The organism is Mycobacteroides chelonae CCUG 47445 (assembly GCF_001632805.1).
Classification (GTDB): Bacteria; Actinomycetota; Actinomycetes; order Mycobacteriales; family Mycobacteriaceae; genus Mycobacterium; species Mycobacterium chelonae.
Genome location: NZ_CP007220.1, coordinates 2,481,563 through 2,497,708 on the forward strand (window position 1 = coordinate 2,481,563; position 16,146 = coordinate 2,497,708).

The 16,146-nt window shown below is 62.5% G+C and carries 13 protein-coding genes; 4 read left to right on the forward strand and 9 right to left on the reverse strand.

Features of this window, described 5'->3' with window-relative positions; translation table 11 throughout:
* On the reverse strand, positions 1 to 5,418 hold the full coding sequence (locus BB28_RS12190; protein WP_075874244.1) for a glutamate synthase-related protein: 5,418 nt from the start codon (positions 5,416 to 5,418) through the stop codon (positions 1 to 3).
* Between the two features lie 286 nt (positions 5,419 to 5,704).
* Complete coding sequence (locus BB28_RS12200) at positions 5,705 to 6,037, reverse strand: hemophore-related protein (protein ID WP_064393477.1); 333 nt, start codon at positions 6,035 to 6,037, stop codon at positions 5,705 to 5,707.
* A gap of 290 nt (positions 6,038 to 6,327) precedes the next feature.
* Here BB28_RS12200 and BB28_RS12205 point away from each other — a divergent pair, with 290 nt between their 5' ends.
* Complete coding sequence (locus BB28_RS12205) at positions 6,328 to 7,212, forward strand: universal stress protein (RefSeq protein ID WP_064393478.1); 885 nt, start codon at positions 6,328 to 6,330, stop codon at positions 7,210 to 7,212.
* Between the two features lie 9 nt (positions 7,213 to 7,221).
* Positions 7,222 to 7,770 (forward strand): DUF1802 family protein, encoded by a 549-nt coding sequence (locus tag BB28_RS12210; protein WP_064393479.1) that lies wholly within the window; start codon positions 7,222 to 7,224, stop codon positions 7,768 to 7,770.
* On the opposite strand, the gene BB28_RS12215 is transcribed toward BB28_RS12210, so the two are convergent.
* On the reverse strand, positions 7,740 to 8,516 hold the full coding sequence (locus tag BB28_RS12215; RefSeq protein ID WP_064393480.1) for a hypothetical protein: 777 nt from the start codon (positions 8,514 to 8,516) through the stop codon (positions 7,740 to 7,742). The genes BB28_RS12210 and BB28_RS12215 overlap by 31 nt on opposite strands.
* 135 nt (positions 8,517 to 8,651) lie before the next feature.
* Here BB28_RS12215 and BB28_RS12220 point away from each other — a divergent pair, with 135 nt between their 5' ends.
* A complete protein-coding gene (locus BB28_RS12220; protein WP_064393481.1) occupies positions 8,652 to 10,268 on the forward strand; it encodes a diflavin oxidoreductase in 1,617 nt (538 codons plus the stop codon).
* Between the two features lie 4 nt (positions 10,269 to 10,272).
* Here BB28_RS12220 and BB28_RS12225 read toward each other — a convergent pair whose 3' ends face one another.
* From BB28_RS12225 to BB28_RS12245, 6 genes are all read right to left on the reverse strand, one after another.
* Complete coding sequence (locus tag BB28_RS12225) at positions 10,273 to 10,638, reverse strand: RNA-binding S4 domain-containing protein (RefSeq protein ID WP_064393584.1); 366 nt, start codon at positions 10,636 to 10,638, stop codon at positions 10,273 to 10,275.
* Positions 10,639 to 10,682: 44 nt separating this feature from the next.
* A complete protein-coding gene (locus tag BB28_RS12230) occupies positions 10,683 to 11,489 on the reverse strand; it encodes an aminoglycoside 6-adenylyltransferase (RefSeq protein ID WP_064393482.1) in 807 nt (268 codons plus the stop codon).
* 85 nt (positions 11,490 to 11,574) lie between these two features.
* Positions 11,575 to 11,850: a hypothetical protein gene (locus BB28_RS12235; protein ID WP_081252380.1), complete on the reverse strand. Its 276-nt coding sequence runs from the start codon at positions 11,848 to 11,850 to the stop codon at positions 11,575 to 11,577.
* Positions 11,851 to 12,056: 206 nt separating this feature from the next.
* On the reverse strand, positions 12,057 to 12,683 hold the full coding sequence (locus BB28_RS12240) for a TetR/AcrR family transcriptional regulator (RefSeq protein ID WP_064393484.1): 627 nt from the start codon (positions 12,681 to 12,683) through the stop codon (positions 12,057 to 12,059).
* Positions 12,684 to 12,835: 152 nt separating this feature from the next.
* The gene (locus BB28_RS24575; protein ID WP_075874246.1) at positions 12,836 to 13,111 is read right to left on the reverse strand and encodes a hypothetical protein; all 276 of its coding nucleotides are present in this window, start codon (positions 13,109 to 13,111) and stop codon (positions 12,836 to 12,838) included.
* Entirely contained in the window at positions 13,108 to 13,923 is an 816-nt protein-coding gene (locus tag BB28_RS12245; RefSeq protein WP_191985252.1) for a hypothetical protein, read from the reverse strand. Before BB28_RS12245 ends, BB28_RS24575 begins: the two co-directional genes overlap by 4 nt.
* A gap of 980 nt (positions 13,924 to 14,903) precedes the next feature.
* On the opposite strand from BB28_RS12245, the gene BB28_RS12250 reads away from it, so the two are divergent.
* Positions 14,904 to 16,133 carry an acyl-CoA dehydrogenase family protein gene (locus BB28_RS12250; protein WP_064393585.1) on the forward strand — a complete coding sequence of 410 codons (1,230 nt, stop codon included), beginning with the start codon at positions 14,904 to 14,906 and terminating at the stop codon, positions 16,131 to 16,133.
* Positions 16,134 to 16,146 lie beyond the last annotated feature (13 nt).

A 16,146-nucleotide genomic window follows, 5' to 3' on the forward strand; every position in this document is an offset into this window, starting at 1 on the left:
TCACGTGGTCTGAAGGGACGGTCCGGACAGGGCGACGACAGGTAACGCTTGATGTGCGAACAGCTCTTCGAAGGAGGGCAGACGGCCGATCTTGTCCCGGTTTTTGTTGCTCTGGTACAGGATCCAGCCGTAGGTTCCCGGGCTGTCCATCGACAAGACGTTGCGTTGGCTCAGCGCCTCCTTGTAATCGTTGAGGCGCTTGTCCGCGATGAGCACGGCCAGGTCCTCATCGCTATGTCCGTCGATCGCCTCCCGTGCATACTTCTGCAGCTTCTGGATCAAGAAGAAGTCTTCGGTGAGTACGAGATTGCGCACCGCCTTGCCGATCCGGGGGTCGGTGACATCGGTGACGTTCGGCATTCTGGACAGCGCGAGCTGCTGGGCCATGTTCAGCACCGTGTAGGTGTTCAGCAGCGCGTACATCCCCTCGGTATCGGTGTCGCCATATGCGGGCACCGATCCTTCGAGGACATCGCGCTGGCTGCGGTAGGACTGCTTGAACTTGTGTACTTGATAGCCGGCCAGCGCGGCGGCCAGTTCGTCCAGCAATTCCTTGCGTGTCTTGCCTTGCAGAATGGCGTCGGAATCCTGGTACTGCAGCAGCGCCCGCGACATCGTGTAGACCAGGTGCTCTCGGGTTGTCTGCCAATCATCAAGCAGGGCTTGGCCTCTAGCTGATCCGGTGGCCGCCACATGCCATTGCAGCAGGATGCGTGCCGCGGCCTCGTGGAACGGGGCATCGGTCACGGGCAGTACCAGCACCGAGTCGCTGCTGACCTTCGACGGCAGCTCGCCGTGTGGGTCGTACTGGTATAGGAAGCCGCCGCTCATCCCGTTCGCGACACCCTTGCCGAATCCGCCGATGTTGAGCACGGCACCATTGGTCATGTATTCACAAAGGAATTCGCCGACACCCTCGACCACCGCCGTTGCACCCGAGTTCCGAACCGCGAATCGGTCCCCGGCCTGGCCTTCCACGAAGAGCCGTCCGCCCGAAGCGCCGAAGAGAGCGAAGTTTCCGATCAGGACGTTGCCGCCCGGCGCTTCCGAACCACCGCCGGGTGAGCGCACGGTGATCGTGCCGCCGCAGGCGCTCTTACCGACTCCATCGTTGCAGGCGCCCGTGTGCATCAGCATCATGCCGTCGTTGCAGAACACGCCGTAGCTCTGGCCTGCCGATCCCGTTGTGGTGATCGAGACGCTCTCGGGTAACAAGTAGCGACGGCCGCGTTCATCGACGGCGACCGCAGATCCTTCTGCCCCTTGATAGTTGAGCATCCGCTCGATATCGATCGCGAGCTGGCCGCCGACGCTCTTGTTCTGGTTTGTCAGCTGTCTGGGTGGCAGTACCGTGCCGTCGAGGTCGAGCTGCTCGGTGAACGCATCGTCCACCGAGTAGTCCTTCTCCATGTACACCGGATTCTGGACTACGAATTCCTCTGCCACAGCCAGCATGCGGCGCAGATCGAGGGTGCCGATGCTCGATGGGTGATCCAGCAGATGTAGGAGGTCGCTGCGACCGCGCGCGTCACGCAGCGTCCGCAGGCCGAGCGTGGCCAGCAGCTCCCGCACTTCGTGCGCGATGTTCAGCAGATACTGGGCAAGTGCCCGAGGGTCACCTTCGAAGACCTCGGCGTTGGTCGTCAGCCCGGCCGGACATTTGATGTTGCAGTTCTTGGCCATGACGCACTTGAGCATCATCAGGGCGGTGGTCCCGAACTCGAAACTGTCCGCCCCCAGCAGCGCTGACTTGATGACGTCGCTGGCGGTCTGATGCGCGCCCGAGCACCGGAGCACAACCTTCTGCCGGATTCCATTGGCGCACAAAGCCTGATGCACCTCGGCTACACCGATTTCCGCCGAGCGGCCCGCATACTTGAGGCTTGTCACGGCCGCCGCGCCGGTGCCACCGGTGTTGCCGGCGACATTGATGACATCGGCGCCGGCCTTGGCCACACCCACGGCAATAGTGCCGATGCCTTCCGAAGAAACCAGTTTCACGATCACCCGGACACGGGCCGCCTTGCAATCGTGGATCAGCTGCGCGAGGTCCTCGATGGAGTAGGTGTCGTGATGGGGCGGGGGAGAGACGAGTTCGACACCCGGGGTTCCTCCGCGCGCCGCGGCGATCTGAACGGTTACCTTCGGCGCTGGAAGCTGTCCGCCTTCACCGGGTTTGGCGCCCTGCCCGATCTTGATCTCCAGCTCCTGGAGCATCGGGTCGGCAAGATACCCCGCCCACACCCCGAAGCGCCCGGAGGCGAACTGCTTGATGCGGGAGCCGCGAATGGTGCCGTAACGGCTGATGTGCTCGCCGCCCTCGCCGCAGTTGGAGAGTCCGCCTACCAAGTTGGTCCCGTGGGCCACTGCCTCATGTGCCGGGGCTACCAACGCGCCGTGGCTCATGGCTCCCGATGTCAGCGTGGGGGTGATTTCACTGGCCGGTTGTACTGCGGACAGGGGAACCGAATCCGGAGCCGTCCTGATCTTCGTCAGGTAGCTCGCTGCCTGGCCGGTCGCCTTCAGATGCAGCTCGTCGCCGATGATCTCCTGGCTGGTGATGTCAGCCCCGAACCGGACCCGAAGCGAGGCCGCCAGCGCCGCGAGCCGCTCGTGGGTGTGTGAGAGCCGCAGCACGAACTCGCCGTCGGCTTCCCGGCAGGACAGGCCACGCACCTGAAAGTCGTTGTTCCCGAACCGGGCGAATTGCCCCATTTCCCTGCGGAACTCGTTGGCGGTACGCACGAAATTCACATCAGCGGGCAGCGCCAGCACGTCCCGAAGCGCCGCTGGGCGCCGGGTGCGTTCCGTGTTCATCGCCCGGACAAAACTGCGGTATCCCGGAGTGATATCGAAACTATCGACAGCGCGTGTGGGCAGCTCGTCAAAGCTGTTGTTGCGGTAAGCGCCGTCGTTCAGCCCGAACGCACCCTCAAGTTGGTGCAGCGGCAGCAGTCTGAGGTAGGTCGGGTCGGCCATGTCGGGATTTTCCGGGCGCGCTTCATCCCCGAACGAGATGGCTTCCTCGGTCATATCGACGAACCCGCGTACCGCCGTGGTGCCGTATGAGTGGCCCGCGCCTTCGGCTCGCTCCTTGAACAGCCCCAGCAACGGAACGTCTTTCTCCCCGGTCACCGCCAGTGCGCGCGCATGCCAGTCGGCGACAGCCGTTGCGAGAGTGGAGAAACCGACACCGGCGACCGGCGACACGACATTGGGGAAGTACCTGTGCAACACCGGATCAGAGGTATCGAGGTAGTTCGGCTCGAAGAACTCACCGCCGATGTAACTCTCGACGGTACATAGGCCCACGCGGCCCATCGTCTTCATCAGTGACTTCTCGGCCGCCTTGGCGAAATGCTTGAACGCCTTGTCGGCATCGGCACCGTACTTCTCCTCGGCCCGCATCTGCACGGCCAGCGGGTACACCGCCGACGCGCCGAATCCCAGCACCGCGGCCACGTGGTGCGAGGAACACAGTTGTCCACTCTCGGCGATCAACGAAACGCGCAGCCGTAGGCCCTCTTCGATCAGCCGCTGGTTGATAGCGGAGATGACGATGATGAGGGGCATTGCGGCACGGTCACTGGAGACATGGCGGTCGGAGATCACCGCAATGCCGCCGGACTCCCGCGCGAATTGCTCTACCGCATCGCATAGTTCATCGATGGCCCGCACGATTCGATCGGCGTTGGATGCCGGGTCGGAGAGCTCGATGCGATAGCGCATCCCAAAACGCCGGACCGGGGTGTCCTGCTGCTCGCGGATCTTGAGCATGTCGAGGTGGGTCAGGATGGGGGAGGGCACCACGATCTGCGGTGCGGGCTGCGCCCCGCTGTTGGGCTTTGCGCCGAGCGCGACACGCAAGGTCATTCCATCGGCTTCGCGGATGGAATCCAGTGGCGGGTTGGTCACCTGGGCGAACCGCTGCGAGAAGTATTTCGCAACGCCGCCTTCCTGATTGGAGAGGGCGTTGATGGCCGCGCCATAGCCCATCGCGGAGATCTTCTCCTGGCCGGTCGCCAGCATCGGATCCATGAGGAACTTGAAGCTTTCCTGGTTCAGCGAGTACGCCACGTACCGCTGGTGGCGGTCGAGGTCGCCGTCGTATCGTGCCGGCGAGCCCTGGCCCGCGGGGGGAACATGGGGTAGGTCCGCGATGTTCACGCGGGCCTGCGCCAGCATGGCGGGGTAGTCATGGCACGCGGCAAGTTTTTCGAGAGCCTCGATGGTTCCGTAGGAACGGCCTTCGGCGTGGTCGTAATAGCGCATGCCGCCGGCCTCGATGCGGCCTCGCTCGATCACCGTATCGGGGTCGAAGTAGATCTGCCCGGCCTCAGACATCACTCCGAGGTACTCGGCCGTCTCCACGGTGCGTAATGGCCTGAGCCCAAGCCGGTCCAGGCGTGCGCCGATGATGTTGCCGTCACCGAAGATCAATGCGGCCGGGCCGTCATTCTTTTCCTCGTAGAGGCTGAAGTATTCGAGCATCGCCGTTACACCGGGCGAGAGTGTTGTGTCGTTCTCCCATGCGGGCGGCATCATCGCAACAACGGCGGTGACGAGGTCGAGATCGTCCTCAAGCACCCGGCTCTGCAGGGTCTGATCCAGTCGACAACTGTCGGATTGCCCCACCGGGCGAATGATGGCCCGGTTACGGGCCAACGCAATCGCATTCTCGGACAAGCGATTCTTCTTGTCCGTATTGAGCTCGCCATTGTGCGCCATCAGCCGGAACGGCTGAGCCATGGTCGCATTCGGTGCGGTGTTGGTGGAGAACCTGGTGTGGAAGAACATCGAATGTACTTCCATCCGAGGATCGGACAGGTCGCTGAAGTACGGCACCACCTCGTTGGAGTTCAGGCGTCCCTTGAGGACTTGCGTGTGCGTGCTGAGCGAGAGTGGGTAGAGCCCAAGCAGTTCGGGGCGGGTGTAGGCCACGGCCTCGATCGCCATGAGTGCCTCATGGGTCTTGCGTTCGGAATCGGAACGGAACACCCATTGCCGAATCGGCAGCTGGTACTTGACGGCGGCAGGGCGAATCGCCTCATTGTCCACCGGTACATCCCGTGTGAGCAGGATCGTGAATCCCTGTGCCCGCAGTGCCTGTTCGATGACCGCCTCGGCCTCGGGATGAAATGCCGGATCGGTGGGTAGGAAGAAGTTGCCCACCCCGAACTGGCCCGGCAGCAAGTCAGGATCGCCGGTTAGCTCGGAGAAGAAGCGCAAGGAAAGGTCCATGTTCACGCCAGCGCCATCACCGACGCCCTCGGAAGACATTCCTCCTCGGTGCGGCACGGCACAGAGTGCTTCGTGGAGCTTGCGCACGACATCGTGTGTCTGGATGCCGTCTTTGCGGGTCAGGAAGCCGACACCGCAGCTATTTTTCTCCTGGCTCTGGTCATACAGCCCGTTCAGCCGATTCTCCTCACCCAGCGCCGCGCACGGCGTATCCAGCGTGTGACGTTGGGTTTCTCGTTCGTTGAGCGAACCCGCCCTGACCAGTGCTCCGCATGGTCGCGACCTGGCAGACGCCGGTTCCCCGGCTCCTGGGGTCAGTTAAACCAAGCCTAGCCTAAGTCGATGAGGTCTGATAGTCAGCGGGATATTCGTCACACCGACGATCAGACCTAGCAAGCGTGCCGACGCTTCAATGGACCGGCCGCCACTTCCCATTATGAGGCAGCGGCGGGAAAATCGCCGGTCAGTAGTTATTGCAGGAGCTGGCGACCTGGTTGATCAGGACGGTGTACTCCTGAACGGCCGGCATGCCCCGTACCTCGTTGACCATCTGCTGGCGCTTCACCTTCGGCGATGCCACGAACTGCTGCAGCCAGGCACCGGCGATCGGATTCGCGTTCACCTGTTGTGCTGCCGCGGGCGACTGCTGGTTCAGTGCCGCCATGATCTGCGGGTACGTGCATGTCGTGTTGACGATGGCCGTCACATCCGGGTCGGCGGATGCGATTCCACCACCTGCGAACAGCGACAATGCCATTGCGCCAGAACCAACAATCAATTTCGCCGTCAAGGGCATTCTCGTCTACCTTCCACCAGTTCCCCCGACGTCCATATCGACAGTCGGCGAGATTCCGTTACGCACAACGCTAGCAGGATCATCAGAGTCCTTAGTCATGCTATCTACCGGCAGGTGAGCTCCAAATGGAAGCTCTACCAACACGAATGACACGTCGATGACGTGATGAAGCACACTTTTGTATGGGCGAAAGTCACTGATAGTCGGGCTTTTGGCCCATGGCTACTGCGCCGGGCGGCCAATAGTGTCGGGGAGGAGGAGCAGAGCCGCCCTATCGCATCGGAGGAGCCATGACCACCACGACACCCAACCCCCACATTCTTGTTGGTGTCGACGGATCGACATCGGCGCTCCACGCCCTGACGTGGGCAGGAGCCGAGGCCCAGCAGCGGAATCTGCCGCTGACGTTGGTCCACGCCGTCGATCACAGCAGCTTCGGACAGGGCTACAACCTCGGGGCATCGGCGAGCTTCTTTGATCACCTGGACACCGATGGTGCCGAGTTCCTCAGTCAGGCCAAGGACCACGTCTACGCGCTGTTCCCGAATGTCGAAGTGTCCACGGTCAAGGCGGCGGGTAAACCCGTCGCGATCCTCGTCGAGTTGTCCCGAAACGCTGTCATGACGGTGCTCGGATCCAGCGGGCTCGGCGGATTCACCGGCATGATGGCCGGCTCGGTATCGGTGTCGCTGACCGCGAAGGGGCACAGTCCGGTTGTCGTGGTGAGAGAAGCGGCAGGACCGGCAGGGCCGGTTGTCGTGGGAGTCGCCGACTCCGATTCCAGCGACGGCGCGCTTGCCTGGGCGTTCGAGGAGGCCTCGATGCGACACGCCGAGCTGGTGGCGGTGCATGTCTGGAACAACATTCCGCCGGGGTACGTCTACGCCTACACCGCGTGGAGCGCCGTCGATTCCACCACGGAGGAACGGCGTCAGGAACAGATTCTTGCCGAGCGTCTGTCCGGCTGGCAGGAGAAGCACCCGGACGTACCGGTCCGGCGCGTTCTCGCGATCGGGCATCCTGCCGACGTCCTGCTCCGCGCATCAGAGGGCGCGCAGTTGATCGTCACGGGAAGCCGCGGCCGTGGTGACGTCGCGGGATTCTTCCTCGGATCCACCAGCCATGCGCTGATTCACAAGGCTGCTTGCCCGGTGCTGGTGACACCGCGGCCGTAGTCTCGATATGTGACCACCGCGCTGAAGGAATGGAGCGCGGCGGTGCATGCCCTGCTCGACGGCCGACAGCAGATTCTGCTGCGCAAGGGCGGAATTCACGAGAAGCGTTTCACTCTTGCCGATTCCCGGTTCCTGCTCTTCCCGACGATCGTGCACGGCCACGCCGAACGAGTGCGACCGGAACACCATGACGTGCTCGAGCGTGCCGCCACCGATAGCACCGAAACCGACGTTGTGGTGCGGGCCGGGGCCGAGGTCGTCGCGGCGATCGAGGTCAATCGGCCCGAGGCGCTCGAAGAGATTGCGTCGCTGCATATCTGGACAGCCGAATCCATTCGCGAGGACCGCGTGGATTTCCGGCCCAAACATCGGCTGACGGTGTTGGTGGTGCGTGCGTACCCGTTGGTCACGCCTGTGAGAATTCCCCGCGATGACAGACACGTCGGCTGCACCAGCTGGGTGCAGCTCGAGGTCAATCCGCGGTGGGGCACACCGGTGCATACGGAAGGAACACTCGCCGAGGTCACTCAGCGAGTCCGCGACTCTGTAGGTGCGTGAGGGAGCTCGGGGGTTGGTGTCCCACCGATAGCGTCGAGCCATCGCCGGCGCACCGGACCCCACCGACGGTCAAACACCTGGGCTCGCTGCCGCGCGCGGTCGAGCTTCTCCGGCGAGTAGCGCCACCGCGCCCAGGGGGATGTCGGGCGGGCCAGGCGAACCGCCGCCCACCAGGCGATGGGCGCGATGAAAATCCCGATCATCGCGGTGGGGTACTTGCCTTTGAGTGCGGTGAGCGCCACCAGCCCGAGGTGTACCAGCAGCAGCATCACCGCGACCCCGCGAGCGATAGCGATGACGCCGGTCAGGCCATCGACATTCAGCGGCGAGACACCGACCGCGGCCAGACCTATGCAGGCGGTGGCAAGCGTGACCATATCGACCGAAAGCTGACCTTCGTTGGACCAGTAGACGTCCTCCAGATGGAAGATCATCGCGAACTCGTCGAGCACCAGCGATGCGCCGATTCCCACCAGTAGGCCGGCGAGATAGGTCCACACCGACAACGGCGGAGAACCGAGCGCTGTAAACCCTCCGACGATCAACAGGATCACGCCCGGCACGGAATGGTGGATGTGGACGCCGCCACCGGAGATGTTATGAAACGGGCCCCGTCCGTCGCGGATGAGTCGGGTGATGGTGCGCGTCACCACGAAGGTCACCACGAACGCGACGAAGCCGAGTAGCAGGGGACCCTTGTAACCGTCCACCACGTCGTACTGCCACCAGGTATCCAGCCAGGCCACCTTCGGATGTTAGCCGGTCAGACGGGTGATACCGGGAAAAGAGAGGGGGGAGATCCCCACGGCGTTGCGCGTCAAAGTAAGGTCGCCCTCACCCAGCGCTGGGAGCAGCCCCGCGCGCGCGAGTGAGGGAGTGCTGTGACCGCCCAGCCGGATTTTTCGTTGATCGTCGGCTATGGCACCGATATGGGCAATGCGGAGGACGCTGCGATGTCGTTCTCGGAGGCCCTGGAAGAGGCCACCGGAATCAAATCCGAGGCGATCGAGCTCAACCAGATTGATCTCGCGGACCTGCAGTCCGCAACGCATTTCGTAGCGGTGGTGTCGACATTCGGCGACGGCGAGTTCACCGACAACGCACTGCTGTTCTGGGAGGCGATCAGCGCCGAGGCGGCCGGCCGGCTGGAGCACCTGAGTTATGCGGTGCTGGCACTGGGCGACAGCAGTTACGAGTTCTTCTGCAACGCGGGTCTGCTGCTCGATCAACGCCTGGAGGCGCTCGGCGCGGTGAAGCTCGCCGACCGCGTGGATGTGGATGGGCCGTACCTGCAGCCCTCGAAGGAATGGACCACCGACCTCGTCAAGCGCTTGTCCGCGGGCCAGACCGATGTGTCCACACCGGCAGCCGTGACCGAGACCCCCACACAGCCCAAACGCGATCGCAACGAACCTGTCGAGGCCCGATTGCTCGTCAACCGGCTGCTCACCACCACCGAATCCGACAAAGAAGTACGCCACTACGAAGTGGACCTCACCAACTCTGGAATCTCCTATGAGGCAGGTGATTCGATTGCCGTGCACGCGAGCAACGACCCTGCCCTAGTCGCGGCGATACTTGCCGAACTGGGCGTGGGCGCCGACCATCGGGTGACCGGTCACGACGAGCCCCTTGGTGAACTGCTCTCCGATCACCTGGAGATCCGCACCCCTTCTCGCACCCTTCGCAGTGTGGTGGCCACCCGAACAGAGGACACGGATGCGGTCGCGGCGCTGGGTGGCGATGTCGTGCCCACGCCGGGTTCCTGGTTGTACGGGAAAGATGTCCTCGATCTGATCAGGTTGGGGGAGTTGACCGTTGATGAGCTAGTGGACAACCTGCGGCCGCTTCAGTTCCGCGACTACTCCATAGCCTCGAGTCCTCTTATCCATCCCGGCAGTGTGCACTTGACCGTGGCGACCATCCGGTACGCCGATGCCGAACGCACCTATGGCGGGGTGGCATCGACCTTCCTGGCAGATCGTGGACAGACGATGCGGGTGCATCTGCGCCCCAACCACACCTTCCGGCTACCGGCGGCCGATGTACCCATCATCATGATCGGGCCGGGCACCGGTATCGCTCCGTTCCGCGGTTTCCTGCAGGAGCGTCAGGCCACGGGCGCCTCGGGGCGTTCGTGGCTGTTTTTCGGGGACCGGCGCCGCGCCACCAGTTTCCTCTATGGGGAGGAACTACAGGGCTTCGTGGATTCGGGCGTGCTGACCCGGCTCGATCTCGCGTTCTCCCGCGACGGGGCCGAGGGGGAACCGAAACGGTATGTCCAGCACTGTATGTCGGAGAACGCAGCGGAGTTGTTCGCCTGGTTGCAGGACGGTGCGTACGTGTATGTGTGCGGCGACGCCGACCACATGGCCAAGGACGTAGACGCGACCTTGCACGAGATCGTTGCTCGCTGCGGGGGCATGGATGCCGCCGGTGCCCATGCGTACGTCAATGACCTCATTAAGAACCATCGGTACGTGCGCGACGTCTACTGACGGTTCAATCCCGACCCGCAAGCCACTTGTCGAGCACTCGACGGTCCCGTTTGGTCGGTCGCCCCGCACCGCGATCACGCGCGGCGACCAGTACCGGGGGCGCAGCGGGCTGCGCAGGTGTTCGGTCGAGATAACAGGTCGCGGCGTCGACGGCGCCCACCCGTTTCTGGATTACCCGCACCACCTTCACGACTCGCGTGGTGTCACCGACCCGAGCGCGAACCTCGTCGCCGGGGGACACGGTGGTCGACGGCTTTGCCGGTCGATCGTTGATTCGAACATGTCCGCCCCGGCATGCCGCCGCGGCGTCAGGCCGGGTTTTTGTCAACCGGACCGCCCACAGCCACCGATCGATGCGGGACGATTCCATGCCTTCCATCATGAAGTGTCCAGGCGTCAAACATCCACAACCTCCTAGACACGCAGTGACAGGATCTGCTCGATCTCGCGCTGCAGCCGTTCGTGATCGAACGGTGGGAAGCCGAGGGCGGTGGCGGTACGCGCGGACAGGCGTGCGAACAGGTCCACGGTCTGTCGCAGGGCTTTGAGGGTGTCGACGGCGTCGAAATGGCCCCAGCACCCGTTGAGCTGCTCGCGGATGTCCGAGTCCATCCAGGTATTCATCCGGGAGCCTAGGTATCTGGTGTCATGGGCGGTGCCATGCCTCACGGTGTGATCCCACTCGATGACCCGCAGCAGCTCTTCCTTGAGGTCCTGGTCACGTAGTTTTGCCGACCAGAGTTCCTCGCGCACTACTGATTTCGCACACATCAACGCCGCGGCGTAACCCCAGTGCAGACACTCCTCGAATTCCTCCTGGTCCGGTAGTGCACCCTCGGGAGCGCCCACCGACTCCGGGTCGGGCGCGAGATCGTCTTTGTCGAGAAGGACCAGAAAAGGCCTGTCGTGCCGCGCGGTGGCCAGATCTTCGGCAGGCACGAGGGTGAAGTCGAGCTTGCCGCCTGCGTAGTAGATCAGCCGGGTGGGGTACCCGGTGTCTTCGTCTTCCAGGCGCTCGACCACGAGGACCTCACCCAAGTCCGACCACCAGGAATCGTCGTCCGCCAGGTCATCGGGATCGGGCGCGTACAGCTCGATATCCCGATCCGATAGGGCGTGATCATCCCCGTTGGCCGCGGATCCGGTGACAATGACCGCCCGGACGGCGTCTGTCTCAGCGGCCCACGCGACCAACTTCTCAAGCACCTCACCGTAATTCACGCCTACATCCTTGGCTCGCGGAGCCGCTGTTCTCAAGGGCTTTTCCGCGTGTCTGGCAGGTGTGTCCGGCGAGTCGCGTCGCCCGCTAGCCGGCGTTGTTCTTATTGGTGCCGTCCGGCACGAACGGGTTGACACCAGGTGGTGTCAACGGATTGGCGCCATCGTAGGTCGGCTGATGGGCGCCTTGCTGGTACTCGATGTCACCCGGCGCGAGGCACGGGTCAAACTCGGTGGCGCTGACACTGGGCTGGTTCGCGTAACACACCGGTGGGGGTTCCGGTGCGGCCGTCGCGACCGGCGCCCCGATCAATGTCACGATCCCGAGGGCCATTGCCGAACTCACTGCCGTCAACACGGTCATGTCCATGCCTCTCTGAACGTCGGAAATTCAGCTAATCAATTCTGCCGCGTTTCGCGGCCTGCCAATTCATGGCTATCTATGCATATATCAGCATCAGATGGGTTGTCTATATCGAATAGGGAGAAATCAGGAAGCTCTCATGGAGAGCTCAGTTAATACTCAGGATACCGACGCCGGGTATGGGTATAAATTCGATCCGTCGGCTTTCAGAGTTGCGCGGAGCGTTCGGGACCATGAGCGAGCAGCATCTCGACAAGCTGCTCGATCAGCTCGTCCTCACCGACCGCGACGTCCTGATGCAGCCACGCCGCGACGGCCTGGCCCACGCCCCCGATGATGAAATGGGCCAGCACGGGCAGGTTGCCCTGGTCATCGCGACGGAACCAGTCGCGTAGGTGCTGGGCGAACAGCGAGACGAACATCGCGGTGGCTTCGAACCTCTTGCGGACCAGTACCGGGTTGACCTGGCTGGGGCTGTACAGCAGCTGTCCGATGCGCCGGTCGGCGTTGATGACGCGGACCACGCTGGTGATACCTGCTCTCACCTGCAGGCGCGGTGGTGCCGCGGCCACTTCGGCCTCGACCGTCGAAGCAAGCCCCTCAACTGCCCAATCGAAGATCGCGACGGCGAATTCGTCCTTGTCGGCAAAGCTCTCGTAGAAATATCGTTGCGCCAGGCCGGAGTGCTGACAGACGGCGCGCAGGGTGAGGTCACCGGGTCCTTCCGGGGCACCGAGGATGTCGAGTCCCGCCTCCAGTAGCTGCTGCCGACGCCGGGCCAGGCGTTCGTCGGCGGGTAGGCCACTGTAGGAGCGACCGGCAGGGGATGACATCCGACCAGTCTTGCAGGAGCCGGTGTTGCCGGTTCAGGCTCTGCCGGACCCGGCGAAATCGGTGCCATGCCGTACGTGTCCGACATGAGCCTTGCCGGCACTTTTCGGTCACGTACGGCATGCACTTGTCGAGTCGCCTCTTAGGGGCCGGGCTAACGAGTGCCGCCTGCTCCGTCCTGCTCGGCCCACTCAACACGCCATCTATCGAGGATTGACTTAGCTGAGCCTTCATCGATTTCGACGTGGTCTACATCGTTGTGTCCGAGGTAGTAGCGGCGTATGTACTCGGTGGGGTGCCACTCCAAGTCCCGGCCGAATGCCTCGTCGATAGGAGGATCCGTATGGATCCGCCTGACAATTCCTGCTGGGTTGTCGGGTGTCCGGCCACCGGCCAAAAGCGCATAGAAAGTGACTGGTGTCTTACTCATTTACGTTTTCCGTTCGGCGGTAGAGATATGGATGCGCTGCCGCTCGGGCGCGGGACCGAATCGAACACGTGATTGAGTTTCTGCTGCAGTTCATTGGCCCGCTGCGGTGAGGTATCAGGAAGGCGTTCTTCTTCATATAGGGAGTGCGCCTGCGTCTTGGTATCGAAGCTCGCGGGCGTGTGAAACTGGACTTCAAAGGTATGCCCCGTTGTCGGTTCGCGCCAGAAGCTATTGATTCCTTGATAACCCGGCTTGTCCCAGGTGTTCTTGAACTTGACAGGCTCGTAGCCTTGCGCGACTAGACGATCAATCGCCTGCTGTGTGTTCGCCGTGTAAAGCTCATGGGGTGACTGCACGGTGTATCTCACCGAATCCTTCATGTCCGCAAGGTGCTCGGCAGTGCTCAGATTCGGAGTCGTCACGATGGACGTGTAGAGCTTCCGTTTGAATGATTCTTCCGTCTTGAGCCGCTTTCCAAGACCTGTGAGTTGACTGCCGGGGGCATTGTCAACGATGCCCCGGAGGGACTGGGTGATACGAGGTTCGGCCCGCCGCGCCTGTTCCAGAAACTTGTTGGCCGCAGCGTTCTGCTCAGAGTTGAGTGAAGCTCCACCGCTGTGGGACTTCCATTCACCATTCGTGCTGGGCGAAGGGTGCTGTTCGCCTTTGACCCCTGAGTGCTCACCTTCCTTGTGCCCCTCTACGTGCTTGGGGCGTAACGCATTTGAACCGTCTTCGCCGGTTTTGGCAGCGTGACCCGGTGGGGTACTCGCTGGCTTACCGCCGGGTTTGTGATCAGCTTCGGGACCCACGCCTCCGCCTGAGGCGCCGGATGCCTGCGCGGTGTCGCGTGTACCTGGCTTGGGATCTGTTAGGGCTCGCTTCTCTTTAGTCGGAACGCCGCCGCCGGCGGCATCTTTGGTCGCCGTGGACGGTGAATCTGCCGAATGCGGGCTGGGCGGGGCCTTCGGCTTTGTCGCCGTCGAATGTCCAGGCGCATCGGTGCCGCCAGAAGACTTCGTGCCGGTGTGACCGCCTTGGGCGCCGCCACCGTGCTGTGTTGGCGAATTCCCTGCAGCACGGGGAGTCTTTGACTCATGGCCGGACCCGGCCCCAGCTGATCCTGAAGCCCCAGAGCCACCAGGTCGCGAACTACGCGGGCCGTGCGACCCAGCAGCAGAGCTGTGCGACCCGCCTGAATCATGCGAGCTGCTGCTACCACCCGGGTCGGCCGCTGCTGTCGCTACTAAACCCAACCATCCAGCAGATCCAGCCGCGGCTAGAAAGCTCGCCGTCACCACATTCACACAAAAGCGATATCCGCTCATGACACCCTTCTACATCGAAAGAAACAATGAATCTCTACCCGTGGACGCAACGTAGGCGCCGGGCAAACTGATTGAAACATGTTGCAGTACAAGTAATTTGATTACTTTTGGCGATCGCAGCCACTATCCGGAGGTGGCCACATCCATCCAGTGGTGGCCAGTCAATCTCGGGCGGAGCAACGTCCACCCCGGCCGGCCGCCAGACGTTGGTGCGGCTTGGGATTTTGGCCCGTGTCCCGCCATATGGGTCTGGATGCGTGTGGACGATCCTGGTCGTTCTGTCAACCAAACCGACGGTCATGGGAGCAGGTGCGGGTCGTTATGTCGTCCGAAGCTGTGGCGAAACGCACTTACGGGAGGCGGTGTTGCCCGTGGAGTCGACGCGCATTAATCTGAATGCGCTTGCATCCAGATTAATGCGATTCATCGCCCTCACATCACAGACTCGACGCAACGGAGTGCACATGGACCTGGCCTTCTCGGCAGAGGAAGAACAATTCCGCACAGAGGTTCGGGAGTTCCTGGAAGAGAACCTCACGGAGGACCTGCGTTCGGCCGGGCGCCTGCAAACGAGTGTGTACAGCGACCATGAGGCGAGCCTGCAATGGCAGGCGATCCTGCATGAGAAGGGATGGGCCGCGCCGGCGTGGCCGGTGAAGTACGGGGGTCAGCCCTGGACCGTTGCGCAGCATTACATCTTCGCGGTCGAGTCGATGATCGCCGGGGCGCCCGCCCTGTCACCCATGGGTATTCGGATGGTTGCGCACGCTATCGTCAAGTTCGGCACCCAGGAGCAGAAGGACTTCTTCTTGCCCCGAATCCTGACCGGCGAGGTGTTCTTCTGTCAGGGATACAGCGAACCGGAATCCGGTTCCGACCTGGCGTCGCTGCAGATGTCGGCGGTCGCCGATGGTGATGACTTCATTCTCAACGGCTCCAAGATCTGGACAACCCATGCACGCGAGGCAAATTGGATGTTCGCCCTCGTTCGCACCACCAAGGGCCTGAAGAAGCAGCTTGGTATCACCTTCATCCTCATCGACTTCACCTCGCCCGGAATCGACGTCAAACCACTGGTGATGAGCTCGGGGGAGGAGGTGCAGAACGTTGTCTTCTTCGACAACGTACGAGTGCCCAAAGCGAATGTCCTCGGTGAGGTCGACGAGGGGTGGACTGTCGCGAAATACCTTCTGGAGTTCGAGCGCGGCGGCGGGGCAGTGGCGCCCATGCTGCAGGTGGGTCTCGATCAGTTGACCACGGCAGCCCAATCGGTACCCACCGAGAAGGGCACCCTGGCAGCAGATCCCCTGTTCCGTGCCAAGCTTGCCGATCTCGCGATTCGTGTCGATGTATTGGAAGTTCTTGAGCACCGCGTACTGGCGGTTGTAGCCGGTGGCGGTAACCCCGGCACGGCCTCGTCGATGCTGAAAATCCTTGGCACCGAGCTTTCTCAAGCGTTGACCACGCTCACGCTGGAGGCCGCCGGTCCGCGCGGCCGTGTGTATCAGCCCCATGTCACGAAGCCGGGCGGTCCGGTGGTCGAGTACACCCCACCCGCCGATGGTTACCACAGCGGTGAGCTATGGCAGGCGGTGGCACCGCTGCACTATTTCAACGATCGGGCTGGATCAATTTACGCCGGTTCCAACGAGATTCAACGCAACATCCTCGCCAAGGCCCAGCTGGGTCTCTGACAGACAAGAGCGA